Genomic DNA, 26,115 nt, shown 5'->3' on the forward strand with positions numbered 1-26,115 from the left:
GACTAGATCCGCATCGGCATCACCACGTACTGAGCATCCTGATGTTCAAAATCCTCAATAATGGCACTGCTGATGGAATCGCTCAGGCTAATCCGAATTTGGTCACATTTTAACGTATTCAGCACGTCCAGCACATAAGAGACGTTAAAGCCGATCTCCATCTCGCCAGCGGCATATTGTACGTCAAGCAGCTCTTCGGCTTCTTCCTGTTCCGGGTTGTTGGCGGTGATGCGCAGCAGGTTTTCCTGCAGATTGAGACGCACCCCACGGAATTTCTCGTTGGAGAGGATGGCGGCACGGGCAAACGCCTGACGCAGATCCTCACGACCGGCGATCAGGGCCTTGTCGCTGTTGCGCGGAATGACACGGCGCCAGTCCGGGAAGCGGCCATCCACCAGCTTGGAGGTGAAGATGAAACCGTCCAGCGCAGCACGCAGGTTGCTGCGACCGATCTGCAGCCGCACCGGCTTGTCTTCCGCCTCCAGCAGACGCACCAGCTCCAGTACCCCTTTGCGCGGCAGGATAACCTGATGATCGGGCAGCGATTCCCCTACTACCTCGCGGCGGCAGGTGGCCAGACGGTGACCGTCGGTCGCCACGGTGCGCAGACCGTGACCTTCGCTCTCGAACAGCATGCCGTTCAGGTAGTAACGCACGTCCTGGCTGGCCATGGAGAACTGGGTCGCATCGATCAGCTTCTTCAGCTCCAGCTGGCTGATATCGAACTCGAGCACGGATTCCCAATCCTCGATGTTCGGATACTCGGTCGCCGGCAGGGTCGAGAGGTTGAAGCGGGAACGACCGGACCGGATGATCAGGCGCTCGCCTTCGGTATTGAGACGGATCTCGGCGCCTTCCGGCAGACCACGGCAGATATCCAGCAGCTTGCGCGCCGGTACTGTGGTGCGGCCATCTTCGCTGGCCCCATTCAGATAGACCTGACCGATCATCTCTACTTCGAGATCGGTACCGGTCAGTGACAGCAGACCGTTGCTGACATCAAGCAGCACGTTGCCGAGGATCGGCAGGGTCGGTCGGCCGCCGAGGGCGCCGGACACCAGTTGCAGAGGACGTAACAGGGCCTCACGGCTAATTTCGAGCTGCATCTGTGCTCTCCGTTGTGATTAGGAGGAAAAGATTCGGATCAGGTTGGAATATTCGCGCTGCATCTGTCCACTCCATTCCGTTATCAGGAAGAAAGGGTACGGATCAGGTTGGAGTAGTCCTCCTTGATGTCGTGACTCTCCTCCTTCAGCTGCTCGATCTTGCGGCAGGCATGAAGAACGGTGGTATGGTCACGCCCACCAAAGGCATCACCTATCTCCGGCAAACTGTGATTGGTCAGCTCCTTGGCCAGTGCCATCGCCAGCTGGCGCGGACGGGCAACGGAGCGGGAACGACGCTTGGAGAGCAGATCCGCCAGCTTGATCTTGTAGTACTCCGCCACCGTCTTCTGGATATTGTCGATGGTGACCAGCTTCTCCTGCAGTGCCAACAGGTCGCGCAGCGCTTCGCGCACGAAATCGATGTTGATGGCACGGCCGGTGAAGTTGGCGTTGGCGATCACCCGGTTGAGGGCGCCTTCCAGTTCACGGACGTTGGATCGCAGACGTTTGGCAATGAAGAAGGCCACTTCGTCCGGCAGATGGATCTGGTTCTCGTCCGCCTTGCGCATCAGGATCGCGACGCGGGTCTCCAGCTCCGGCGGTTCGATCGCCACGGTTAGGCCCCAGCCGAAGCGGGACTTGAGGCGATCCTCGACACCGTTAATCTCCTTCGGATAGCGATCCGAAGTCAGGATGATCTGCTGATTACCTTCCAGCAAGGCATTGAAGGTATGGAAGAACTCCTCCTGGGAGCGCTCCTTGTTGGCGAAGAACTGGATGTCATCGATGAGCAGGGCATCGACGCTGCGGTAGTAACGCTTGAACTCTTCAATGGCGTTGTTTTGCAGCGCTTTCACCATGTCCTGAACAAACCGCTCGGAGTGCATATAGATGACTTTGGCATCTTTTTTACTCTCCTTGATGGCATTACCAACGGCGTGCAGCAGGTGGGTTTTACCCAGGCCGGTGCCGCCATAGAGGAACAGCGGGTTGTAAGCACCACCCGGATTGTCCGCTACCTGGCGGGCAGCCGCACGCGCCAACTGGTTGGACTTACCCTCGACGAAATTCTCGAAGGTATAGTTCACGTTGGTGTTGCTCTTGTGGTTCGGCTCGGGCTTGGCTTCAGCCTTGCTTTCCCAGCTCTTCTGCAAGTTATTCACAGGCGCGGCACCCTGTACCGGCGCTCTGGCGACAGCAACAGGATGGGGACGATTGCCTATATCAAAACGCAGGGCGGGGCCGTCGACCCCGCAGAGTTCGTTGATGATGCCGTTAACCCGGATGAGATACTTGTCTCGTACCCAGTCCAGAACAAAGCGATTCGGTGCATACAGGGTCAGAGTATTGTCACTCAACTCCGCTTGAAGCGGCCGGATCCACATGCTGAATTCTGCCGAGGGCAACTCATCTTGCAGCCGGTTAAGGCACTGCTGCCATAGCGAAGCAGTCACTCTAAACTCCTGTCGATTGATTAACTAAAGACCGGCTATTCTACGTTTTTAGCCGCCGGATCTCCAGCCATCGCCCAGTGGATCCAGCAAATAAGATCCTTGACTTTCAAGGATCCAGCGCCTTTGGATCGGATTTCATCCCCAAAGTTACCCACAGCTTGATCCACCGTCCGGATTGGTCGATCCCGTGCTTCTCTCCTGTTATTTCATATAACCAAATGTCATTTATTTTTTAAATTTTATTCCAATAACATCAGGGCCAAACCAGTTATTACAACTACAAATACAAGACATTGAGAGAGAGAAACACCATGAAAACATCCATCAAACTGATTTCCGGCGCAGCCATCCTGCTCGCCACCCTGTCCGGTCAAGCCATCGCCCAGGAGACCATCAAGGTCGGCATGTCTGGCAAATATTTCCCGTTCACCTTCGTCAAACAGGACAAGCTGCAAGGCTTTGAAGTGGATATGTGGAACCAGATCGGCGAGCGTACCGGCTACAAGGTCGAATTCGTGACCGCCAGCTTCTCCGGCCTGTTCGGCATGCTGGAAACCGGCCGCATCGATACCATTTCCAACCAGATCACCATCACCGACGAGCGCAAGGCCAAGTACGACTTCTCCCAGCCCTACGTCTATGACGGCGCCCAGATCGTTGTCCGCAAGGGCAACAGCACCATCCACGGTATCAAGGATCTGGAAGGCAAGAGCGTTGCCGTGAACCTGGGTTCCAACTTCGAAGAGCTGCTGCGCAAGAACGACCCGAACAAGAAGATCGATATCCGCACCTATGACTCCGCCTTCGAGCAGGATGTCGCCCTGGGTCGCATCGACGCCTTCGTGATGGACCGCGTCTCCACCGCCCAGCTGATCAAAGAGTCCAAGCTGCCGCTACAACAGGCTGGCACACCGTTCGAGACCATCGAGAACGCCCTGCCCTTCCTCAAGACTCCGGAAAAGCAGGCCGTACTGAAGAAAGTCGATGAGGCCCTGACCGCCATGCGCAAGGATGGCTCCCTGCGTCAAATCTCCGAGAAATGGTTCGCGTCCGACATCACCGACAAATAAATGATGCACTTCGATATCGAGTACACCCTGGGGCTGTTTCCCATCCTGCTCAAATACTTGGGCACCACGATGGAGATGGCCCTGTGGGGATTCGCGTTGGCACTCGTACTGTCGCTGGCCCTGGCGATAGTACGGGTCTTTCGCATCCCCGTGATCCACTGGCTGGCGATGCTCTATATCTCGTTCTTTCGGGGTACACCGCTGCTCGTCCAGCTGTTTCTGCTCTATTACGGGCTGCCACAACTGTTCCACGTATTTTCCGGGATGGATGCCTTTACCGCCGCCATCATAGGTCTGACCCTCCACTTTGCCGCCTACATGGCCGAGTCGATCAGAGCGTCGATCTTGGGTATCCACAAAAGCCAGATGGAAGCAGCGCTCAGTATCGGCATGAGCCGTTATCAGGCGATGCAGCTGATCATCCTGCCGCAGGCGGCCCGTATCGCCACCCCGTCGCTGATGAACTACTTCATCGACATGATCAAGAGCACCTCGCTGGCCTTCACCCTGGGAGTGGCCGAGATAATGGGCAAGGCGCAAATGGAAGCTTCCTCCTCCTTCAAGTTCTTCGAGAGCTTTATGGCGGTGGCGCTGATCTACTGGGTGGTGGTGATCTTCTTTACCCGCTTGCAGCATCTGCTGGAAATTCGTCTCAACCGTGCCTATTAAAGGAGGGCTCTAATGATCAAGCTAACCGGCCTCTCCAAGGCATATCACGGCAATCAGGTGCTCAACGGTATCGATCTGGAGGTCAAAAAGGGGGAAATTGTCGTCATCATCGGCCCCTCCGGCACCGGCAAGTCGACCCTGTTGCGCTGCCTGAACCTGCTGGAGACCCCGGATGCGGGCACCCTGGCCATCGACGATCTCGAGCTGAATCTGGCCAAGACCAGCGAACAGCAAGCGATCGAGCTGCGCAAACGGGCCTCCTTCGTGTTCCAGAACTACGCCCTGTTTGCCAACAAGACGGCGCTCGACAACATCGCCGAAGGGCTGATCACCGTCTGGAAGCAACCGAAAGCGGAGGCCCGCGCCACAGCGCTCGGCATCCTCAAGGACATTGGTCTCGCCGACAAGCAGGATGCCTATCCGGCCTCCCTCTCCGGCGGCCAGCAGCAACGGGTCGGCATTGGTCGCGCCATGGCGGCCCACTCCAAGGTGATCCTGTTTGACGAGCCCACCTCGGCCCTCGATCCCGAGTGGGTCGACGAGGTTTTGGGACTGATGAAAGAGTTGGCCCGCCAGCACCAGACCATGGTGGTGGTGACTCATGAGATTGAATTTGCTCGTGATGTTGCCGATCGGGTGATCTTCATGGAAGGGGGGCGGATCGTCGAGCAGGGCCCGCCGGATCAGATATTGGTCGATCCCAAGGATCCCCGTACCCGGGAGTTCTTGCGGAAAGTCCTTAAATAGCTCTCTCTTTGGCGGCCTGGCCGCCTTTTTTATTGAGGGATCCCTTGTTTAACCCCGGGTTGCCAGTATAATCCGGAGCCCTTGATCCTCTGGATCCTCACGCTCGGCAGTGGCCTTTTCAAGACCATGGCAGGATGAGAGGGAACGGCGGATTGACTAAAAGCCGAACTCTGTTTAGAATTCGGCCTCTTTTGCTAGTCGTCACACGCTATAGCTGGCGCGTCGGCTAAGTGTGACAATCAAAACTGTACAGAAATACGGAATCAAATCATGAAACGTACTTTTCAACCGTCCAACCTGAAGCGTAAGCGCTCTCACGGTTTCCGCGCCCGCATGGCAACTGCCAACGGTCGCAAAGTTCTGGCCGCTCGTCGTGCCAAGGGTCGTGCCCGCCTGGTAGTCTAATGCCTACCCAGCACACCTTCTCTCGGGAGTTACGTCTGTTAACTCCCGAACACTTCAAACGCGTTTTCGCCGAGCCTGTCCGGGCTGCTTCCCCGCAAATTACGCTTCTCGCCTGCCCCAATTCACTCGAACACTCTCGTCTTGGTCTCGCTGTGCCCAAAAAAGCACTCAAGCGTGCCGTCTGGCGTAACCGTGTCAAACGGGTGGTCCGGGAAAGTTTCCGCCTCAAACAACATCAGCTGCCCGCTATCGACATCGTGGTGATCGCCAAGGCCGGTGTGAAAGAGATGGATAACGAGGAACTGTTCAAGTTACTGGAAAAGCTATGGCGCACTCTGTCACGCCGTTGCAATGGGTAGCTATCAAACTGATACGCCTGTATCAGCTAATCATTAGCCCTCTGCTCGGGCCGCGCTGCCGTTTTACTCCAACTTGTTCCCAATTTGCGATAGAAGCCATCCGACTTCACGGTTTCATAAAAGGCGTTTGGTTAGCTAGCAAACGTCTATTAAAATGCCATCCCTTATCCGAGGGTGGTTATGACCCGGTTCCGCAACCAAAGCGAAGAAACTGAAGACTATGGAATCACAACGCAATCTACTCCTGATCGGTTTGCTGTTCGTGAGCTTTCTGCTCTGGCAACAGTGGGAGTCCGACAAGGCTCCGAAGCCGGCCCCGACTACCGTGGCCCAAACCGAACATTTCGTACCTGAAGCCGGTCAGACCGGTGATATTCCTCAGGTTTCCGAGCAAGCCAACGCGACTGCCGCACGCAAGCTGATCACCGTCTCCTCTGACGTGCTCAAGCTGACCCTGGATACCCAGGGTGGTGACGTCGTGTCTGCCGAACTGCTGTCTCACAAACTGGAAGAGGGCAAGGACCAACCGTTCGTGCTGCTGACCAGCCAGCCTGAGCACCTCTATATCGCCCAGAGCGGTCTGGTGGGTCGCAACGGTCCGGACAGTCAGGCCGAAGGTCGTCCTACCTATGAAGCCGCCCAGACCAGCTATCAGCTGGCCGATGGTCAGGATCAAGTCGTCGTTCCGATGACCTGGACCGACAGCAAGGGCGTGGTCTTCACCAAGGAGTTCATCCTCAAGCGTGGCGACTATGCCGTTGGCGTTGATTACAAGATCGACAACAAATCTGCCGAGCCGGTTCAGGTGCAGTTCTATGGTCAGCTGAAGCAGACTGTAGCAACGCCGAAGGATCAGGAAGGTCATGCCATGGTAGCCAGCGCTTACCGTGGTGGTGCCTTCTCCAGCGAAGAGACTCGCTACAAGAAGTACACCTTCGACGAGATGAAGGATGCCGACCTGAACAAGACCACCAAGGGTGGTTGGGTCGCCATGCTGCAACACTACTTCGTCTCTGCCTGGGCACCGAATGCCGACGATACCAACAGCTTCTACAGCCGCGTGATCCCTGGTAAAGGCCAGGCCATCATCGGTTACAAAGCACCGCTGGTAGACGTGGCCGCCGGCCAACAGGCCGAAGTGACCAGCAAACTGTGGGTCGGTCCCAAGCTGCAAGACCAGATGGCCAAGGTGGCTAACCACCTCGACCTGACCGTCGACTACGGCTGGCTGTGGTTCATCGCCCAACCGCTGCACTGGCTGCTGACCGTGTTCCACGGTTTCGTCCAGAACTGGGGTCTGGCCATCATCATGCTGACCCTGCTGGTGCGCGGCATCATGTTCCCGCTGACCAAGGCCCAGTACACCTCCATGGCCAAGATGCGCATGCTGCAACCCAAGATTGCGGCCCTGCGCGAGCGCTTCGGCGACGACCGCCAGAAGATGTCTCAGGGCATGATGGAGCTGTACAAGAAAGAGAAGGTCAACCCGCTGGGTGGCTGCCTGCCGATCCTGGTTCAAATGCCGATCTTCATCGCCCTTTACTGGGCACTGATGGAGTCCGTCGAACTGCGTCACGCGCCGTTTGCCCTGTGGATCACTGACCTGTCAGTGAAGGACCCCTTCTTCGTGCTGCCAATCCTCATGGGTGCCTCCATGTGGTATCTGCAGAAGATGAGCCCGACCACCGTAACCGACCCGATGCAGCAGAAAGTGATGCAGTTCATGCCGATCATCTTCACTTTCATGTTCCTATGGTTCCCGGCTGGCCTGACTCTCTACTGGCTGGTGAGCAACGTCATCTCCATCATCCAGCAGACCATCATCTATCGTCAGCTGGAGAAGAAAGGACTGCATTCACGCAGCTAATCTTCCCGTGATGACAAAAGAGGCGGCCTTCGGGCCGCCTTTTTTATTACAATGTCTCCCACTACGTTTTCCTATCAGCGAACAAACGAGCCAAGCAAGATGACAACAGATACGATCGTGGCCCAGGCCACCGCGCCAGGCCGTGGTGGCGTTGGCATAGTCCGGGTCTCCGGCCCCGCCGCCGAACAGGTCGCCGGGATAGTGCTCGGCAAGCTCCCGCGGGTGCGCTACGCCGAATATCTGCCGTTCAAGGATGAGCAAGGCCAGGTACTGGATCAGGGCATCGCCCTGCTGTTCAAAGCCCCCAACAGCTTCACCGGCGAGGATGTGCTGGAGCTGCAGGGCCACGGCGGCCCCGTCATCATGGACATGCTGATCCGCCGCATTCTGCAAATCGACGGCATCCGCCCTGCCCGCCCCGGCGAGTTCAGCGAGCGCGCCTTCATCAACGACAAGCTGGATCTGGCCCAGGCCGAAGCTATCGCTGACCTTATCGAAGCCTCCAGCGAACAGGCCGCCCGCAGCGCCATGCACTCCCTGCAGGGGCAGTTCTCCAGCAAAATCCAGCAACTGGTGGAGAGCCTGATCCGGCTACGCATCTATGTGGAAGCCGCCATCGACTTCCCGGACGAGGAGATCGACTTCCTCTCCGACGGCAAGGTGGCGGGCGACCTCTACAGCATCATGTCCGAGCTGGACGACGTGCGCGGGGAAGCCAAACAGGGCGCTCTGCTGCGGGAAGGGATGAAGGTGGTGATCGCCGGTCGTCCCAACGCCGGCAAATCGAGCCTGCTCAACGCTCTGGCAGGCCGTGAGTCAGCCATCGTCACCGAGATTGCCGGTACCACCCGCGACGTGCTGCGCGAGCATATCCATCTCGATGGCATGCCGCTGCACATCATCGACACCGCCGGTCTGCGCGACACTCAGGACAAGGTGGAGCAGATCGGTATCGAGCGCGCCTGGGCCGAGATTGAACAGGCCGATCGGGTGCTGTTTATGGTGGATGGCACCACCACAGACGCGGTTGACCCGCGGGAGATCTGGCCGGAATTTGTTGATCGGTTGCCAAAAAATATCGGCCTAACCGTCATTCGCAACAAGGCAGACCTGACCGGCGAGGATTTGGCACCGAGTCAGGAGCAGGGCCACGCCGTCTACCGCATCTCCGCCAAGACCGAGCTGGGGCTGCCCGCCCTGCGCGAGCACCTGAAAGCCTGCATGGGCTTCCAGGGCAACACCGAAGGGGGCTTTATGGCCCGCCGCCGCCATCTGGATGCGCTGGAGCGCGCCGCCGAGCGCCTGCTGGTGGCCAAAGAGCAGCTGGAAGTGTTCGTGGCTGGCGAACTGGTAGCCGAAGAGCTGCGCCTCGCACAGGAGTCCCTCTCCGAGATCACCGGCGAATTCAGCTCCGACGATCTGCTGGGCCGCATCTTCTCCAGCTTCTGCATCGGCAAGTAATGTGGTGAAAAATCAGCAATAAAAAGCAGCCAGTGAGAACATAAGGCATTGTAAATATTGGACTTTGTTTTTTACTGGCTATTCTTGCCTGATCTTGTTTCGTGAGAATTTACCCCGAGAGTACCCCGAAGTAACCTCTCGGGGTACTTTCGGGGGACACTTATGAAGATCAGCATCGAATTCCGCGAACCGGACGCCGAAGGCAAGCGCGCTCTGCGCTTAACCTATTACGCCGGCTCCTACCTTGACCCAACCACGGGCATCCGCAAGCACAAACGCAGCAGAGAGCCCCTGGATCTCTTCCTGTACGACAAGCCGCGAACCCCAGCACAGCGGCTCCACAACAAAGAAACCCAGCGAGCAGCCGAAGCCATCCGCGCCAAGCGGCTCTTCGAGTACGAGACAGGTAAACACCATCTGGATTTCTCGAACGCCTACAAGGCCAGCTTCTTCGAGTACTTCCAAGAGGTTACTGACCAAAAAGCGGCAGGCAGCAAGAGCAACCATTCCATCTGGATATCAGCCCTCAAGCATTTACGCCAGTACCATAAGCTGCCGGAGCTGACTTTTGAGGAAGTAGATCAGCTGTTCCTGGAGGGGTTTCGGCATTACCTGATGCACAAGGCCCGCACCAAAAGCGGCACACCACTCAGCCGCAACACCCAGAGTGCCTACTTCAACAAGTTGAGAGCAGCCTTGAACCAGGCAGAGCAGGATCGGCTGCTGCCGGATAATCCGGTACGCCGTGTCAAAGCTATCCAGGGGGAGAAGAACAAGCGGGTTTATCTGACCGAAGATGAGGTTCGGGCCATGGCCCAGGCTGAGTGCCGCTATGACGTTCTTAAGCGTGCCTTTCTGTTCTCTTGTTGCACTGGCTTGCGTTGGTCCGACATTCACAAGCTGACCTGGGCCGAGCTGGAGCCCTTCTATGGCCATTACCGTATCGTCTTCACCCAGAAAAAGACCAGCGGCCTGCAATACCTGGATTTGAATGACATGGCGATGCAGCTGATGGGGCGCCCAGGCAAGGCAACAGAGCGGATCTTCAAGGGCCTCAAGTACTCGGCTTGGCACAACATGGAGCTCACCCGGTGGGCGTTGCAGGCGGGTATAACCAAGAAGGTAACCTTCCACAGCGCGCGTCATACCTTCGCCGTCATCCAGCTTAACCGTGGCGTCGATATCTATGCGCTCTCCCGCTTGTTGGGCCACAGTGAGCTGAGAACCACCGAGATCTACGCCGACATCCTTGAATCACGACGCAGGGACGCCATGCTCGATTTTCCCAACGTATTGTTGTGATCATGATGAGACAAAGCCTCGACGAGATCTTGACCTGAATTGATCGAAACAGCTTAGCCAGTTAGGGAAGAGCCAACAAACAGGCCAGCGCAACCATACGCTGGCCTAGATTATCTTAGATAATATAGATCGGATCTCAGGATCGGCCTGCAGCCCAAGTAACACTTGGGTTTGACTGATTAGGCCTGTGACCAATATCGTGAACTTTGTGACCACTTTCGTGATAGTCCGTGACCATTATCGTGATAGCGCAGGCCGACCTATGGTGAACCGCCCCTTGGCATGTTCACTGATTGACCAACCCAGTTCAGCCAGTTCATCCAGTGCCTTGCGGACTCGCGATTGCCGCTTTCGGTCGGTGGCCGCGCTGGACTTATCAGGAAAAGCGTAAGAGACCAGTTTATCTAAACCTACTGGCTTGCTGCGGCCACAATCAATCCAGGCGCAAAGCCGCTGATGCAATATCCGAGCAGTGCTACTACGCAGTTGCCGTACCTCAGCCAGATCGATATAGGTATATCGGCCATTCCCCAACACGGCATTGGTCAGCAAAGGATTAAGCGCCACAAAGAGCCCATCGGTCAGGGCATCGCTGGCATAGTTCGCCAGCAGACGAAAACCGCTACGCAGGCCTGCCACCTGTGCTATTACCGACACCTTCCACAACCGCTCGACACTGCGGCGCACCGTGTTGGTGTCACGAGGGTTGGCGTAACCAATCTCCTTGGCCAGTTTGCGCAAGCTGCTTTTGACCACCAAGACATCCTGCTGGTTGGCAATCCCACGAAGCTGAAGTAGTTCTCGTAATATCTCTCCGGTTTCACCACTCGCAACAGGCTCAATCTTGCCGCCTTGTGATTCAAGCCCAGCTAGGGCAACCAACCCTTGAAGTACGCGCAAATCGTCGGCCCCCAAGGGTTCTGGCCCAGAAAACTCAATCTGATTACCGTTATCCAAACGGTAAATCACCGCCAGTTTGTCTCGACGGCGCTGACCAGGAGCGATGGCTCTGAACAATCCTGGGGCCAGACAGTGCATATGGTCGTGCCGAGCATGAGTTAGTTCAAAGCAAGGCACGTTTGCCTCCAGCCCGGCGTGTTACGTCCAACCTGACGGGGTGCAGCACGCCACCTTCCCCCCGCACCAACCAGCGCTCCGGTAGTGGCTGCCCATAATTACTTTTGCTTACTCCAAAGCGCACGTAAAGTTGGCTCAGCTCTGCCGATACGCCCAGCTGCTGCGCCTCTTTCTTGGTCATAGTGGCGAGATAGGCCTGCCAGCGGATGTTGTCCACCAGAACTGACGAACCTCGGCTTGCCTGCTGCAGATCGCCAGCTTCTTGGAATACTGCGGATTTGCTGGTGTGGTGTACAAACAACACAGCGCATCCCAGCCCCATGGCCAGCCGTTCCAACTGACCCAGCACCTGTGTCATGGCACAGGCCGCGTTCTCGTCGGCATCGTGGAAGCGCCTCAAAGTATCGATGACAATCAACCTCACCCCTTCAGCCCAAAGGGCAATCGCTTCCCACCAATAGCTATCCAGCACATTCGGACTGGATCCCAGCAGCGGTATAAGACGAAGGTCTCGTTCAACGTTGGCACGAAGTTCAGCGTCAAGATATCCGCCCAAGGCAAACAAGCGCTGGTGCAGTACAGGCCAAGGATCCTCGGCAGGCAGGTAGAGCACAGCCCCCCTGCCCAGATTGCCAAGCCCAATCCAATCCGGCCCACCGGATATCTGCATTGCCAGTTGCAATGCCAACATCGATTTGCCCACACCTCCCGGCGACACCAAAGCACCAACGCAGCCAACAGGCAGCCCCGGGAGGACAAAATCGAGGGGGTTCGGAGGTTCAGCAAAAGCCGACCGGAGATCCTGGGGCCTGTGAGATGCTATGAGATCTCGCTCCATAACAGCCTCACAACCGCCCATGACTAGCTTGCCGTACACGCTTGGTCACATGCTCAGTGAGCTCGGCGTCCGGTGAAATACGGTGGGAGAGCAGCCAATCGAGCAGCTCGGCTCGCTTAAAGTAGATCTTTTTGCCTTGTGGCTTGTAATGCGGCAGACGCTTTTCACTGGTCAGTCGATATACATAGCTAACCGATACTCCCAGCAACTCGGCACACTCCTCGGCAGAAATCACCTCCTTCTGCCCCTGTCCTTGCTGGATCACCAGCCGTTTCAGCTCATAAAGCTCTTTCAGAATTGACCCGTTAGGATCGCTGTAAACTGACGGATTTTGCTCACGCATGCAGATGATCTCCCTGTAACAAACATCAACATGCAAAGCGTACCGAGGACCTAACGAAATCCAGAGCGCTGTAAGTGCCCGTTTTGGGCACTTACAGCGCTTTCGGGAAAAATTTCACATGTGAAATTTTGGCGGAGGTCCTGACAGAAGGTTTACCAGAATAGCAACTGACAACGGCTGCTAACTTGACACCCAAGGTGAGCGCCAAAGAAAGCCAACATAGTTTTGTCCGCACACAATGGAAATTCCTGCATAAGAGAAATTTATAAAAACTATAAAAATCAATAACTTAATGTTTCTTTGTACAAACAGAACAAACTAGTACGCTTGTACTACTTGCATTGGTGGGGTAAAGATAGGATACTTTCAATCGTAGTAGAGCAGTACAACTTGAGTTGAAGAGGCGGTGCTAAGTTGGTGCTTCCACCGCCTCTCGATACTAGACCCAGACCCCAATGAATAAGGTGAGCCCAATGCCGGATAAATGTTATCAAAATTCCAAACAGAATGCCACCAACCGCATTCCACGCACGATCATCATCAACCTATTTCTGATGGTCATCTTGAAACAGATGCCTTATCACTCCATAGAATACGATCTCTCTATTAATATGGGTGATACCAACATAAGACAAGTCGTCACCATAACCTCTAATGAGGGAAAGGGGGAGTAATCCCCTTTTTATGATAAACATGAGAAAAACCATAAAACTGAGTGACATTGCCGAAATAAGACTCGGCATGGCTTTTAAATCTGCTATCAAAGAAGACTTTCTCACCGGGTCCTGTTACCTCATACAAACAAAAGATATAACTCCAGATGATAAAATCGATCTAAATAACTTAATAAAAGTGCAACCTGAAATACATATATCACATCACTCCTTGTCTTATGGTAACATTTTACTCAGACTCAGGGGACCTGTGTTTTCTGCTGCTATATTTGAATCGGTGTCCGACTTACCAGTTGTTACAACAAATCAAACCGCTGTCATTATATGCGACAGGCTCGAAGTATCGCCTCATTTTCTTCTCTGGTATATTAATTCCAACATAGGGCAACGCTACTTCTCCGAGGTTAGTGAAGGAACCAATATAAATAAAATATCAGCAAAAATAATTGGTGACATGCCAATAGAGCTGCCTAGCAGAATGGACCAAGAGAGAATAGCCAATATCAATCAAACTTGGCTACAACAAAAATACACATACAAAAAACTCATAGAGAATGGTGATACACTATTCAATAAAATTTGTAATAACATCCAACAGGATAAATTCAGATATGAACAATAAAATAAATCAGGATGCCGTAAACAATATTCTTTGGAGTGTTTGTGATACATTCCGAGGCACCATCAGCGCCGACACCTACAAAGACTTCATCCTCACCATGCTGTTCCTGAAGTACATCTCTGATGTCTGGCAGGATCACTACGACAGCTACAAGAATGACTACAAGGACGCTCCCGAACTTATCGAGGAGATGATAAAGAGCGAACGCTTTGTGCTGCCCAAACAATCCAGCTTCTACACCCTCTATGAACGACGTTACGAGCCAGGAAACGGCGAGCGGATCGATCAGGCTCTGCACGCACTGGAAGAAGCCAACGGCACCAAGCTCAAAGATGGCAACAAGAGCGTGTTCCAAGACATCAGCTTCAACAGCGATCGCCTCGGCGAAGAGAAGCAGAAAAACACCATACTGCGAGACCTGCTGGAGGTGTTTGCAAATCCAGCTCTCGATCTGCGGCCAAGCCGGGTCGGCAACCTCGACGTGATTGGCAACGCCTACGAGTACCTGATCGGCAAGTTTGCCGCCAACAGCGGCCAGAAGGCTGGCGAGTATTACACCCCACCCGAGGTTTCTGATCTGATGGCCGAACTGCTAGACCCGCAGCTTGGCGATACCATCTGCGATCCTGCATGTGGTTCTGGGTCGCTCTTAATGAAATGTGGCCGCAAAGTGGCACAAAAAAACCGTGGCCAGAAGCGTTACGCCCTCTACGGACAGGAAGCCATCGGTTCCACTTGGTCGCTGGCCAAGATGAACATGTTCCTGCACGGGGAAGACAACCACAAAATCGAGTGGGGCGATACCATCCGCAACCCCAAGCTGCTGGATAAAAACGGCGACCTTATGCACTTCGATATCGTGACGGCCAACCCGCCGTTCTCACTCGACAAATGGGGTCATGACGAGGCCGAACACGATAAATTCGGTCGCTTCAAGCGCGGTATCCCGCCCAAAACCAAGGGGGATTACGCCTTTATTCTCCATATGATCGAAACCTTGAAGCCAAAAACGGGACGTATGGGGGTTGTGGTGCCCCATGGCGTGCTATTCCGGGGTTCGAGCGAAGGGAAAATTCGCCAGCAGCTGATCGATGAAAACCTGCTCGATGCGGTGATCGGTTTGCCAGAGAAGCTGTTCTATGGCACCGGCATCCCCGCCGCCATCCTGATCTTCAAAAAGGAGAAGGTGGACGACAATGTGTTGTTTATCGATGCCAGCCGAGACTTCAAGCCGGGCAAGAACCAGAACGTGCTGAGCCCGGAGAATATCGCCAAAATCGTTGCCACCTACCGCAACGGCGGCAATGTCGATAAATACGCCTATCTTGCCTCACGTAAAGAGATCAAGGAGAACGACTACAACCTCAATATCCCCCGCTATGTGGATACCTTCGAGGAGGAGGCCGAGATCGATCTGCTGGCGGTGCGTGCCGAGCGGGAACAGCTTAAGGCCCAACTGACCGAACTGGAAACAGAGATGGCCAAGTATCTGGAGGAGTTGGGATATGGTGCATAATGGAAGCTATTCTCAACTTGAGCTTATGCAGGCACGGGTAAAAATTGTACCTAACGAGTGGGCATTTAACTATGTAGGAAAAACTTTCTCTATTAAAAACAACTTGAGAAAGCCAATTAACGAGGATGAGCGAGAAAAAAACCCAGGGATATATCCATATTACGGCCCAACAAAAATCCAAGGCTACATAAGCACTTTTGAACAAGATGGAAGCTATGCCCTCATTGGAGAAGATGGCGACCATTTTTTGAAGTACGAATCCCAGCCTATGACCCAGTTAGTGGATGGGAAGTGTACTGTAAATAATCACGCCCATATTATCGAAGGCACCAATAAAGCCACTAGAGAATGGTTTTATTACTATTTTATGCATCGTGATATTTTTAGTTTTCTTAGTCGTCAGGGTGCTAGTAGATACAAACTAAATAAAGCCTCGCTTGAAAAAATTCCACTACTTGTTCCACCAGTACAAGAACAAAATAAAATCGCACAAATCCTCTCAACCTGGGACAAGGCAATTACCTCCAACGAGCTGCTGCTGGCCAACAGCCAGCAGCAGAAAAAGTCGCTGATGCAACAACTGCTCACCGGTAAAAAACGCTTGCTGGATAGCAATGGAATGAGGTTTAGTGGAGAGTGGAAACCTTATAATTTATCCGATATAGCGATAATTATCATGGGCTCATCCCCTAAATCAGAGGCATATAACGAAGATGGTGTCGGTCTTCCTCTGCTTCAGGGTAATGCTGACGTCAAGAATCGAAAATCTGCGCCTAGAATATTTACTTCTGAAATCACTAAAGAATGTGCAATTGGTGACATCTTACTAAGTGTTCGTGCTCCAGTCGGAACAGTTGCTATATCGGAGCATAAAGCCTGTATTGGCAGAGGGATTGCTGCGATAAAAGCTAAACGCAAATTTGATCAGGACTTTATCTATCAATGGCTTCTTTGGTTTGAGAAAAGATGGTGTTCCCTTTCTCAAGGAAGTACGTTTGAATCGATCAACAGCGATGACATAAAGCAACTAATAATCAGAGTTCCTGACTTTGGCGAACAAGTGAAAATAGCCGCAGTTCTCTCCACCGCCGATCAGGAAATCTCTGTTCTGCAACATAAACTCGACGCCTTAAAGCAGGAGAAAAAGGCGCTGATGCAACAACTGCTGACCGGCAAGCGGCGGGTCAAGGTGGAGGCGGCTGCATGAAAAAAGTGACCATTCACCCCATGACCGAGGCCGAAGTTGAGTGGCTGGAGCAGCGGTTGATGGAATATGGCAACGACGATTCGATGCTGAGTCTGTCGGCGCTCGATGGCTTTCTGACTGCCGTGCTCTCCGGCCCCGAGTTGGTACCGCCGAGCCAGTGGTGGCCAGTACTCTGGGGTGGTACGCCCGCTGAGTGGTCTTCCGAGCGGGAGATGAAACGGGCGCTGGATTTGATCCTCGGCCATATGAATATTCTGGCCCATACCCTCTGTTATCAGCCTGATCACTTTATCCCGGTGCTGATGGCCAACTATGTCGAAGGGCAGGAGATCTGCAACGCCGAGGAGTGGTGCTTTGGCTATCTGCGTGGCATGACGCTGGGAAACTGGCCTGCGCTGCCAGAAGAGCTGGATACCTGGCTTGAGGTGATCCGCCTGCATGGCAGCGATGACCAACTGCCGCTGCTTGCCAGCCTGTCGCTACCGGAGCATCAACAGAGCGTGGCGGAGGTGGGCCCCGCCGCCTTGCGGCTGCACGCCCATTTTCTGGCCCAACGGGGGCCAAGCACAGCGCCGATAGCCGCACCAGCACTCACTCCAGTAACCCTGCCGGTTAGAGCGGCCCCCAAGATCGGGCGCAATGACCCCTGCCCCTGTGGCAGCGGCAAGAAGTTCAAGCAGTGCTGTTTGCATTAACCAGGAGCCCGGGATGAATAGCAGCAATGATCTGATCCTCTATACCACCGACGATGGCGAGTCCCAACTTGTACTACGTGAGCTAGGGGGTCAGGTATGGCTAACCCAGCAGGAGATCGCCGAGCTCTATCAGACCACCAAACAAAATATCAGTTTGCATGTTCAGAACATTCTGGATGAGGGTGAGCTTGTTCAAAATCTAACCGTCAAGGAAGACTTGACAGTTAAAACTGAGGGGGCGCGTCAAGTCAGGCGGCGGCTGCAACTCTATGCCCTGCCGATGATCGTCGCTATCGGCTATCGGGTACGCTCGACTAGAGGCACCCAATTCCGCCAATGGGCTACACGGACACTTGGTGAATACCTCACCAAGGGGTTCGCCATGGATGATGAGCGCCTTAAGGATCCCAAGTGGGATTACTTCGATGAGCTGCTCGAGCGCATCCGCGACATACGTTCATCGGAGAAGCGCTTCTATCAGAAGGTTCGTGACCTGTTCACCTTGGCAGAAGATTATCGAGCCAGCGAGCAAGAGACCCAGTTGCTGTTTGCCGAGGTACAAAACAAGCTGTTTTATGCCGTCACGGGCCACACCGCCGCCGAGCTGATCGTTCTGCGCGCCGACCCGGGGCAACCCAATATGAATCTCCGCAGTTTTGCCGGGAAACGGGTACGTAAGGCCGATGTCGTCATAGCTAAAAACTACCTGCAGGGAGAGGAGCTAGAGCAGTTGAATAGGCTGGTCAGCATGTTCTTCGACTTTGCCGAGTTCCGGGCCAAAAGCAGACAGCACCTGCGAATCAAAGAGTGGCGTGACTACCTCGACAAGTTTATGACCTTCAATGAGCAACCGCTGCTGGCTAATGCCGGTCAGGTCAGCCGCAAGCAGATGGAACAAATCGCCTATGAGCGATACGAAGCATTTGACCGTCAGCGCAAGCAGCAAGAAGCCATAGCCGAAGATCAAAAAGAACTGCGTGAGTTGGAACAGCTCGCCGAGCGTATGAGCAAGCAACACAAGGACAGGCCATGACTCACCCCGCGCCAAAATTCCAGGAAGAGTACAGTGCCAAGATCCCGGCCCTGACCCTGCTGACCCAGCAGGGCTGGACTTTTCTGCCCCCCAAGCAGGCACTGGTGGCCCGTAACAATAAATATGACCAGGTCGTGCTGAGCCAGATTCTGCGCGAGGAGCTGAGCAAACGCGGCTTTGTGTATGCTGGCAAGAGGTATCCGCTTTCGGCCAAGTCGGTCGACAATCTGGTGAGTGAGCTGTGTAATCCAGCGCTTAACGAAGGGCTGATGACCGCCAATGAACGGATCTATAACCATTTGCGCTACGGCATGTCGGTCACCGAATTCATTGACGGCAAGAAGGTGAGCCCGACCATTGCCCTGATCGACTGGCATCACCCGCACAATAACCGCTTCACCTTTACCGAAGAGTTTCATGTCACCCGAGCCAGTGGCATAGAGTCTCGTCGCCCCGATATCGTCTGCTTCGTCAATGGCCTGCCATTGGCGGTGATCGAGGCGAAACGCCCGGATAGCAACGCCAAGAAGGGGCCAACCGTCAAAGAAGGGATCTCCCAGACTATTCGCAACCAGCTACACGGTGAGATCCCGTTGTTGTTTGCCTATAGCCAGTTGCTGCTCTCCATCAGCGGAATCGAAGGACGCTATGGCACCTGCGGCACACCGGAAAAATTCTGGGCAGCCTGGCGTGAAGAGGACATAAGCGATGCGCAGATGGCCGAGATCAAGAATCGGCCGATTCCCCAAGATACCCTCTCGACACTGTTTGATCATCGCCCACCGGCCACACTGGATTGGTACCAGACCCTATTGGCCGCCGGCGAGTTGGCGGTGACGGACCAGGATCGGCTGCTTATCAGCCTGCTGTCACCTGATCGGCTGCTGGAGATGACCCGTCTGTTTACCCTGTTTGACAAGAAAGCCGGCAAGATAGTGGCCCGCTATCAGCAGGTATTCGGCATCAAGCAACTGATCGAGCGGATCAGCCACAAGTGCCCTGATGGCGGCCGCCAAGGCGGGGTGATCTGGCACACCACAGGATCAGGCAAGTCGTTCACCATGGTCTTCCTGAGCAAGGCGATGATCTTGCATCATGCACTGAAAGCCTGCCGCATCATTGTCGTGACTGACCGGGTGGATCTCGAAAGCCAGCTCAGCAAGACCTTCTCATCCAGTGGTGAACTGGCTGGCAAGAAGGACAAGGACGCGGCGATGGCCACCTCGGGCAAGAGACTGGCCGAGCAAATTGGCAAGGGTACCGAGCGCATCATTTTCTCGCTGATCCAGAAGTTCAACACTGCCACCAAATTACCTGAGTGCGTCAACAAGAGCCCGGACCTCATCGTGCTGATTGATGAGGGGCACCGTAGCCAAGGGGGCGAAAACAACATTCGCATGCAACTGGCCCTACCCAATGCCGCCTTTGTGGCCTTTACCGGCACCCCGCTACTGAAAAACGACAAGACGACCAACAAGTTTGGCCCCATCCTGCATGCTTACACCATGCAGCGAGCCGTTGAGGACAAGGCGGTCACCCCCCTGCTCTATGAAGAACGCATCCCGGATCTCGATGTGAACGACAGGGCGATTGATGCCGGTTTTAACCGCATCGCCACCAACCTGACCGAGGAGCAAAAGGCTGACCTGAAGCGCAAATACACACGCAAGGGTGAGCTCTACAAAGCCGATGACCGGCTCCAGCTTATCGCTCGCGACATAGCCGAACACTTCGACAAAAACATTCCGGAAGGGCTGAAAGGTCAGCTCGCCTGCGACAGCAAATCTTCCGCCATCAAGTACAAGCAATATCTCGATGAGGTTGGATTGTTCGAATCCGCCATTGTTATCAGCTCCCCCGATAGCCGGGAGGGCAATACCGATGTCGATGAATCTACCCTCCCTCTGGTCGTGCAGTGGTGGAAAGATAACGTGGGTAGCCAGGATGAGCAGCTCTACACCAAGCAGATTATCGAACGCTTCGCCGACAAGGATGATCCGCTCAAGCTCTTGATCGTGGTAGACAAGTTACTGACCGGTTTCGATGAGCCCAAGAATACGGTGCTTTACATCGACAAACCCTTGAAGGAACACAACCTGATCCAGGCCATCGCCCGGGTTAACCGGTTACACCCGGACAAAGAGTTTGGCCTGCTCATCGACTACCGCGGCATTCTCTCGGAGCTAGATACCACTATCGCCAAGTATCAGGATCTCGCCTCACGTACTCAGGGCGGCTACGACCTTGACGACATCGCCGGCCTCTACAACCAGATGAGCTCTGAATACAAGCGCCTGCCACAGCTCTACAAGGACCTGTGGAACATCTTTTCCGGGGTAAAGAACAAGCAGGACATAGAGCAACTGCGCCAGGTGCTGGTACCCCGAATGGAAGAGGTAGAGGGAGAGCTGGTAGATGTGCATCTCAAGGTGCGTGAAGACTTCTATGAGGCACTCTCCCGCTTTGCCAGTTGCCTGAAAGTAGCTCTACAGTCGGCCTCGTTCTTCGAGGACACCGCCTTTACCGAAGCGGATCGCCGCCATTACAAAGAGACGCTGCAACAGTTCTCCAGCCTGCGGCAAACCGTGCAACAGGATGCAGGCGAACGAGTCGACTACGACGAGTATGCCCAGCAGGTGAAAAAGCTGCTCGACAAGCATGTGGTTGGTGTCGAGGTCAAAGAGCCCGGTGGTGTGTATGAAGTTGGCAAGATGGGACTGCAAAAACCGCCGGAAGAGTGGAGCAAAGAGAAGACCCGCAACGAGACTGATATCATCAAGACTCGCGTCACGCGGATGATTGAGCAGGAGCTCAGGGATGACCCTTATGCTCAGGAGTCTTTCTCAACCTTGTTGCGCCTCGCAATTGAAGAGGCGGAAAAACTGTTTGATCACCCTCTCAAGCAGTACATGCTCTTCCGCGAGTTTGAAGAGCAGGTACAGGAACGCCGCCTGAACGATATACCTGATGCGTTTGGCACTAACCGCCATGCTCAGGCCTACTTCGGTGTATTCAAAAAGAACCTTCCACAACTGTTTGACTGCCAGGATGATCAGGTTGAAGAAAAGTGGGTCAAACTCGCTTTCGAGATCGACCGGTTGGTTGATGCCTCGGTCGCCGAACACTCTATCAACCCGCAAAATATTGAGGCCGATATTCGCAAGAAGCTGCTGCCATTGCTGTTCACCGAGTGCAAGGCCATCGGCTGTGGCATGGATCAAGCCAAACGCATGGTGGAAATGGTCGTGCAGATTACCCGAGTTGGTCACAGTGGGATGTAACTGCAGATGAGTACCTCCGGCAACATGGCCAATAGGCTCCAGCACTTTTCCTATGGCGGCGAGCTCATCCGGTTCGAACGGCTCACCAGACCCCAGGCAGGCAAACTGCTGATCAAGGTACATCCTGACTGCCGGGTTGAAGTGATGGCCCCGCCGCAAACGCCAGATGAAGAGGTGCTTGCGGCGGTAAAAAAACGTGCCCGCTGGATCTACGAACAGTTGCGTGACTTTCGTCAGCAGTTGGAACATGTGACGCCACGCCGTTATGTCAGTGGCGAGAGTCACCTTTATCTTGGCAAGCAATACTTGCTCAAGGTCATCGTTGCACCAAGCAGTGTGCAAGGGGTCAAACTGCTGCGAGGCAAGCTGGAGGTATCCGTCAGGCAGCCAGGACCCGAGACAGTGAAGGCTCAACTGACCCAGTGGTATAGAACCCGCGCCAGAGAGCTTTTCGCCAAACGTCTCGATGCCATGCTGGAACAAGCCTTGTGGGTTGTGGATCGCCCTCCTCTACGCCTGCTGAATATGCAAACCCAATGGGGAAGCTGCTCACCCAATGGCCGGATCACTCTCAATCCTCATTTGGTAAAAGCCCCCAGAGAGTGCATTGATTACGTCATCCTCCACGAGCTTTGCCACCTTGCCGAGCACAACCACAGCGAGCGATTCTGGCGCTTGCTCAGTCAGGTGATGCCGACCTGGGAGAAGACCAAACAGCTGCTCGACGGGATGGCCCACCGACTGCTGACATCCTGAAATATGAGGGGCAAAATTCCAGATAGATAGGAATCCGCCCCCATAAATTCCAGCACACCAAGATCCATCATCCCTTCAAACAAGATGACCAATTTTCCAGAGAGAAAAACGGCCCGAAGTTTCCAGATAGATAGGAAGTCTTCGAGCAGAATTCCACATAACTCGTTCTGAACTGGCATTCCACTATGTGGAAAATTCGCGCCACTTTTCCAGATAGATAGTTATGTGGAAAGAAACTGGATAGGAATTGGTTGAGAATGACAAGGCTCATTTCATGGCCCCACATCCTGCGAGATTCCACACCGCCATGTTTGTCACTAACGTACAAAGTTCAATACTTTCAGTTAGTTGTTGATTTTTACCTGAGCGGAGTCCATGGTGATATGGAGTTTGGTCACACGATCACCTGATTGCATCCTTTATCCGCTACACCTGAGGCCATCACCATGAACAGCATCGTCATCCTGATCCTCCTGTTTTCATTCCTGATAGGGTTTGGCGCCTTTGCTGCATGGCTGTATATCGAGAAGCGTCACATGGATGCCTCGGATAAATGACCCGCTATTTTGCTGAACGGACCTCTTTTGCCACGCACGAAATCAGATGGCGGGAGCAGCCCAACATTTCCTGGATCACCGAGTAGCTGTGTCCGGTGCTCAACAACTGTGCGATGTGCTGACGCTTCTTTTCATCTTTCTGGCGACCGCGATATTTCCCCTCATCCCTGGCCTTGGCAATACCCTGCTGTTGCCTGCGTCGGCGATCTTCGTAGTCTTTGCGAGCGACGGCTGCCAGCATATCCAGCAGCATGCCATTTACAGCCTGCAAGATGGCGCTGGTGAACTCGGAGCGGCTGTCCCCCTGTAACGCCACCCAGGAAGTCGGAAGCTCCGGAGAAACGATGGAGAGCTGTTTCTGAGCTAGCAACTGCTTCAATGTTTGCCAATCCGTCTGATTGAGACGGGCCAGACGATCAATCTGCTCTACCAGCACAATGTCACGATCTGCAGCGTCGCGGATCAGCCTCATAAGCTCAGGCCTGTCCAGCGTCGCCCCCGACTCATTCTCTACATAGAAACTGGCAATCTGATGGCCATGCTCAGCAGCAAAACCAATCAGCAGCTCTCGTGCCCGCTCAGCATCCTGTTCCACAGTCGATGCACGTAAATACGCCCGTATGAACATTGAAAACCCCATCAGTCTGTTTAAAGTGGTTCCTAATTATTGGTTCAATATAAGTGGTTTCAATATGGTTTTCGAGAGGGTATTGGGTGGTTTTTATGGGGTATACCTTTTTAGAACCATCACATGGCGATCGAAATACAACCTTTCGATAGCCTTTTGATCTGACAGCACAAACTTTAAGTGTGATCCGTCATCACAAAGTCGCTTTTGAGTTGTATTTGAGTATTTAAGCGACGTTGCTCACTATTCCTGATCTGCTGAATGGGATGCCAAAGGAGGAAATCTACAGAAGCTGGGCTTTGAGGTGAGTCATCTTTTCGACTCACCGAACAAGCCAGCAGCCAAGCGCAGCGCGGCAGTTCTTTACCCCATGGCTTGGTAATCTCCCCGTCTGCCGTTCTCTTACCCGCTATAGGGGATAAAAGTTAAATACCGCCTATGGCGTGTAAATGATACTTACCCTCTATAACAGGTAAATATTGATATACCTGCCATAGCGTGTAAATTGGAAGAAGGCACGCTACCAGGTTGTCGAATCATGAAAGTAACCAGCGCCAAGCAGCTGAGCGCCTGTATCAAGGATGCCAGGCTTTCTCAAAAGCTCTCTCAAGGCAAAGTGGCCGAGAAAGTAGGGATTAGGCAAGACACAGTCTCCAGCTTCGAGCTCAACCCTGAGTCCACCAAGCTGGAGACCCTGTTCAAGATCCTCGCGGCACTCGAGTTGTCACTGGACATCAAACCCCGCAATGAGTCATCCGATAGCCCTGCGTCAGGCTGGAAGGAGGAGTGGTAATGGCCAATCTGGCTGTCTACATGAACGGCTATCGGGTGGGCACATTCACCAAAACTACCAGCGGTGCCCATCAGTTTCAGTACCATGGGTCATGGCTAGCACAACCGGGCAGCCGTCCCATCTCACTCTCCATGCCATTGCGCCATCAGCCCTACCGGGGCGATGAAGCCTATAACTTCTTCGACAACCTGCTGCCAGATAATACGGAGGTGAGAAACAGGGTTGTAGCACGCTATCAAGCGGCATCAACCCAGCCCTTCGATCTGCTTAGTTGCATTGGCCAGGATAGTGTAGGGGCATTACAGCTGGTTACCGAAGGGCACGATGTTCCAGATGTCAGGCGAATCGACTACAAGGCCCTTTCCGATGACGAGCTCGAGCAGATCCTGACCAGCTACAAATCAGGAATCCCTTTGGGGATGGTCAGGGAGCAAGAGGAGTTCCGGATCTCTATCGCCGGGGCGCAAGAAAAGACTGCGCTGCTCTATCTCGATGGCCGCTGGTACTTGCCACTCAACGCAACGCCGACAACCCACATTATCAAACTCCCTATCGGCAAGATTGAAAGCCACTCCTACTCGATAGACCTCTCCCAGAGCGTAGAAAACGAATATCTCTGCACTCTGATAGCCAAGGAGTTTGATCTACCCGTACCTCACTGCTTCATGATGCAGGTTGGCCAGGTCAAAGCACTGGCAGTGGAACGCTTCGACAGGCGTTACGCTGCCGATCGCAGTTGGATCATGCGCCTTCCCCAAGAAGATTTCTGTCAGGTATTGAATGTTCCGTCAGCACGAAAGTACGAGAGCCATGGAGGCCCGGGGATCACTGAGATCATGACAATCCTGCTGGGCTCTGCAACACCAGAACAGGATCGCTACCTGTTCATGAAATCTCAGGTGCTGTTCTGGCTGCTGGCAGCCACTGATGGTCATGCAAAGAACTTTTCGGTCTTTATCGAACCAGAAGGGCGTTTTCGCCTGACACCTTTCTACGACATATTGTCTATCTACCCGGTACTTGGTGGAAAGAGCCTTAACCGTAGGGATGCCAAGCTAGCCATGGGCCTGAAAGGCAATAAAGGTAAGAAGTACGCCATCGAGCAGATATTCCCACGCCACTTCTTCCACACAGCCAAAGCAGTGGGATTTGAACGCGCAGCCATGGAAGGTATCATGACGGAATTGGCTGGTACCGTTGATGCCGTTATTGAACGCGTGACACTGCAGTTGCCAGCAAGCTTCCCTTCAGCCATCAGCAACACCATTTTAGAGGGTCTAAAGGCCCGTTCAGCAAGGCTGACCACGGGCTGGGATTAAAGCGCCGTACCATTGCCATATGTGAGATCGCTGCACAGTTGAGGGTGGGCCACCTCGGAAACTTGCACGAGAAGGACAGTAACTGTGATCTACCTCTCAATGTGTTGATTTGGTTAGTTTTACCCCGACTCGCCCCCGATAAGTCACTAACCTATTGAAGGGAAAGAACTCTTTACATTCTGCATCGGCAAGTAAGCCGGTTCGGCACACAACAAAAAGCCCGGGTTCATCCCGGGCTTTTTATTGGCTATGTCCCAATTACGTGTTGCATGGGGTGCCCCAGCGCCTCATGCAAACATGCTTTGATATTCACGCCCCTCCCGTAACGCTCCAGCA

At 53.9% G+C, this 26,115-nt stretch carries 24 protein-coding genes; 18 read left to right on the forward strand and 6 right to left on the reverse strand.

What is annotated here, in order from left to right:
- Positions 1-2: 2 nt before the first annotated feature.
- Both dnaN and dnaA read right to left on the reverse strand, forming a co-directional pair.
- On the reverse strand, positions 3-1,106 hold the full coding sequence (gene dnaN / locus ACW5W8_RS09165; RefSeq protein WP_005339306.1) for a DNA polymerase III subunit beta: 1,104 nt from the start codon (positions 1,104-1,106) through the stop codon (positions 3-5).
- 83 nt (positions 1,107-1,189) lie between these two features.
- Entirely contained in the window at positions 1,190-2,560 is a 1,371-nt protein-coding gene (gene dnaA / locus ACW5W8_RS09170; protein ID WP_005339307.1) for a chromosomal replication initiator protein DnaA, read from the reverse strand.
- Positions 2,561-2,871: 311 nt separating this feature from the next.
- On the opposite strand from dnaA, the gene ACW5W8_RS09175 reads away from it, so the two are divergent.
- From ACW5W8_RS09175 to ACW5W8_RS09215, 9 genes are all read left to right on the forward strand, one after another.
- Positions 2,872-3,630 carry an amino acid ABC transporter substrate-binding protein gene (locus tag ACW5W8_RS09175; protein WP_498627483.1) on the forward strand — a complete coding sequence of 253 codons (759 nt, stop codon included), beginning with the start codon at positions 2,872-2,874 and terminating at the stop codon, positions 3,628-3,630.
- Positions 3,631-4,299 (forward strand): amino acid ABC transporter permease, encoded by a 669-nt coding sequence (locus ACW5W8_RS09180; RefSeq protein WP_498627484.1) that lies wholly within the window; start codon positions 3,631-3,633, stop codon positions 4,297-4,299. It abuts the gene before it with no gap.
- 12 nt (positions 4,300-4,311) lie between these two features.
- Positions 4,312-5,046: an amino acid ABC transporter ATP-binding protein gene (locus tag ACW5W8_RS09185; protein WP_465321476.1), complete on the forward strand. Its 735-nt coding sequence runs from the start codon at positions 4,312-4,314 to the stop codon at positions 5,044-5,046.
- Positions 5,047-5,316: 270 nt separating this feature from the next.
- Positions 5,317-5,451, forward strand: coding sequence for a 50S ribosomal protein L34 (rpmH, locus tag ACW5W8_RS09190; RefSeq protein ID WP_005307156.1), 135 nt, complete (start codon positions 5,317-5,319; stop codon positions 5,449-5,451).
- Positions 5,451-5,810, forward strand: a complete 360-nt coding sequence (gene rnpA, locus ACW5W8_RS09195; RefSeq protein ID WP_005339313.1) for a ribonuclease P protein component — start codon at positions 5,451-5,453, stop codon at positions 5,808-5,810. Before rpmH ends, rnpA begins: the two co-directional genes overlap by 1 nt.
- A complete protein-coding gene (yidD, locus tag ACW5W8_RS09200; protein ID WP_010672280.1) occupies positions 5,777-6,025 on the forward strand; it encodes a membrane protein insertion efficiency factor YidD in 249 nt (82 codons plus the stop codon). Before rnpA ends, yidD begins: the two co-directional genes overlap by 34 nt.
- A 5-nt stretch (positions 6,026-6,030) precedes the next feature.
- Positions 6,031-7,677 carry a membrane protein insertase YidC gene (yidC, locus tag ACW5W8_RS09205; protein WP_439996888.1) on the forward strand — a complete coding sequence of 549 codons (1,647 nt, stop codon included), beginning with the start codon at positions 6,031-6,033 and terminating at the stop codon, positions 7,675-7,677.
- 99 nt (positions 7,678-7,776) lie between these two features.
- Entirely contained in the window at positions 7,777-9,138 is a 1,362-nt protein-coding gene (mnmE, locus tag ACW5W8_RS09210; protein WP_498627486.1) for a tRNA uridine-5-carboxymethylaminomethyl(34) synthesis GTPase MnmE, read from the forward strand.
- Positions 9,139-9,300: 162 nt separating this feature from the next.
- Positions 9,301-10,440, forward strand: a complete 1,140-nt coding sequence (locus ACW5W8_RS09215; protein WP_101345822.1) for a site-specific integrase — start codon at positions 9,301-9,303, stop codon at positions 10,438-10,440.
- A gap of 237 nt (positions 10,441-10,677) precedes the next feature.
- On the opposite strand, the gene repC is transcribed toward ACW5W8_RS09215, so the two are convergent.
- From repC to ACW5W8_RS09230, 3 genes are read right to left on the reverse strand one after another with little or no spacing between them, the layout of a single operon-like run.
- Positions 10,678-11,457, reverse strand: coding sequence for a replication protein C, IncQ-type (gene repC, locus ACW5W8_RS09220; RefSeq protein WP_233270752.1), 780 nt, complete (start codon positions 11,455-11,457; stop codon positions 10,678-10,680).
- Between the two features lie 46 nt (positions 11,458-11,503).
- On the reverse strand, positions 11,504-12,376 hold the full coding sequence (locus tag ACW5W8_RS09225) for a helicase RepA family protein (RefSeq protein ID WP_498627500.1): 873 nt from the start codon (positions 12,374-12,376) through the stop codon (positions 11,504-11,506).
- On the reverse strand, positions 12,363-12,698 hold the full coding sequence (locus tag ACW5W8_RS09230) for a helix-turn-helix domain-containing protein (protein ID WP_247823707.1): 336 nt from the start codon (positions 12,696-12,698) through the stop codon (positions 12,363-12,365). Before ACW5W8_RS09230 ends, ACW5W8_RS09225 begins: the two co-directional genes overlap by 14 nt.
- A gap of 693 nt (positions 12,699-13,391) precedes the next feature.
- Between ACW5W8_RS09230 and ACW5W8_RS09235 the strand changes: the two genes are divergently transcribed.
- Genes ACW5W8_RS09235 through ACW5W8_RS09265 form a run of 7 tightly spaced genes read left to right on the forward strand, consistent with a single transcriptional unit; the run spans position 13,392 to position 22,482 of the window.
- On the forward strand, positions 13,392-13,994 hold the full coding sequence (locus ACW5W8_RS09235; RefSeq protein ID WP_498627487.1) for a restriction endonuclease subunit S domain-containing protein: 603 nt from the start codon (positions 13,392-13,394) through the stop codon (positions 13,992-13,994).
- Positions 13,984-15,510: a type I restriction-modification system subunit M gene (locus ACW5W8_RS09240; protein ID WP_498627488.1), complete on the forward strand. Its 1,527-nt coding sequence runs from the start codon at positions 13,984-13,986 to the stop codon at positions 15,508-15,510. Before ACW5W8_RS09235 ends, ACW5W8_RS09240 begins: the two co-directional genes overlap by 11 nt.
- Positions 15,500-16,717, forward strand: coding sequence for a restriction endonuclease subunit S (locus ACW5W8_RS09245; protein WP_498627489.1), 1,218 nt, complete (start codon positions 15,500-15,502; stop codon positions 16,715-16,717). Before ACW5W8_RS09240 ends, ACW5W8_RS09245 begins: the two co-directional genes overlap by 11 nt.
- Positions 16,714-17,412 (forward strand): UPF0149 family protein, encoded by a 699-nt coding sequence (locus ACW5W8_RS09250; protein WP_498627491.1) that lies wholly within the window; start codon positions 16,714-16,716, stop codon positions 17,410-17,412. The genes ACW5W8_RS09245 and ACW5W8_RS09250 overlap by 4 nt, the downstream gene beginning before the upstream one ends.
- A gap of 13 nt (positions 17,413-17,425) precedes the next feature.
- Positions 17,426-18,445 carry a virulence RhuM family protein gene (locus ACW5W8_RS09255; protein WP_042047690.1) on the forward strand — a complete coding sequence of 340 codons (1,020 nt, stop codon included), beginning with the start codon at positions 17,426-17,428 and terminating at the stop codon, positions 18,443-18,445.
- Positions 18,442-21,726, forward strand: coding sequence for a type I restriction endonuclease subunit R (locus ACW5W8_RS09260; RefSeq protein WP_498627492.1), 3,285 nt, complete (start codon positions 18,442-18,444; stop codon positions 21,724-21,726). The genes ACW5W8_RS09255 and ACW5W8_RS09260 overlap by 4 nt, the downstream gene beginning before the upstream one ends.
- 24 nt (positions 21,727-21,750) lie before the next feature.
- Complete coding sequence (locus ACW5W8_RS09265) at positions 21,751-22,482, forward strand: M48 family metallopeptidase (protein ID WP_498627494.1); 732 nt, start codon at positions 21,751-21,753, stop codon at positions 22,480-22,482.
- 561 nt (positions 22,483-23,043) lie between these two features.
- Here the strand turns inward: ACW5W8_RS09265 and ACW5W8_RS09270 are convergent.
- Complete coding sequence (locus tag ACW5W8_RS09270; RefSeq protein WP_042878565.1) at positions 23,044-23,667, reverse strand: recombinase family protein; 624 nt, start codon at positions 23,665-23,667, stop codon at positions 23,044-23,046.
- A 538-nt stretch (positions 23,668-24,205) separates the two neighbouring features.
- On the opposite strand from ACW5W8_RS09270, the gene ACW5W8_RS09275 reads away from it, so the two are divergent.
- Positions 24,206-24,460, forward strand: a complete 255-nt coding sequence (locus ACW5W8_RS09275) for a helix-turn-helix domain-containing protein (protein WP_042047685.1) — start codon at positions 24,206-24,208, stop codon at positions 24,458-24,460.
- The gene (locus ACW5W8_RS09280; RefSeq protein ID WP_498627496.1) at positions 24,460-25,779 is read left to right on the forward strand and encodes a type II toxin-antitoxin system HipA family toxin; all 1,320 of its coding nucleotides are present in this window, start codon (positions 24,460-24,462) and stop codon (positions 25,777-25,779) included. The genes ACW5W8_RS09275 and ACW5W8_RS09280 overlap by 1 nt, the downstream gene beginning before the upstream one ends.
- The last annotated feature ends 336 nt before the right edge of the window (positions 25,780-26,115 follow it).

The sequence above is a fragment of the Aeromonas aquatilis genome (genome assembly GCF_054052405.1).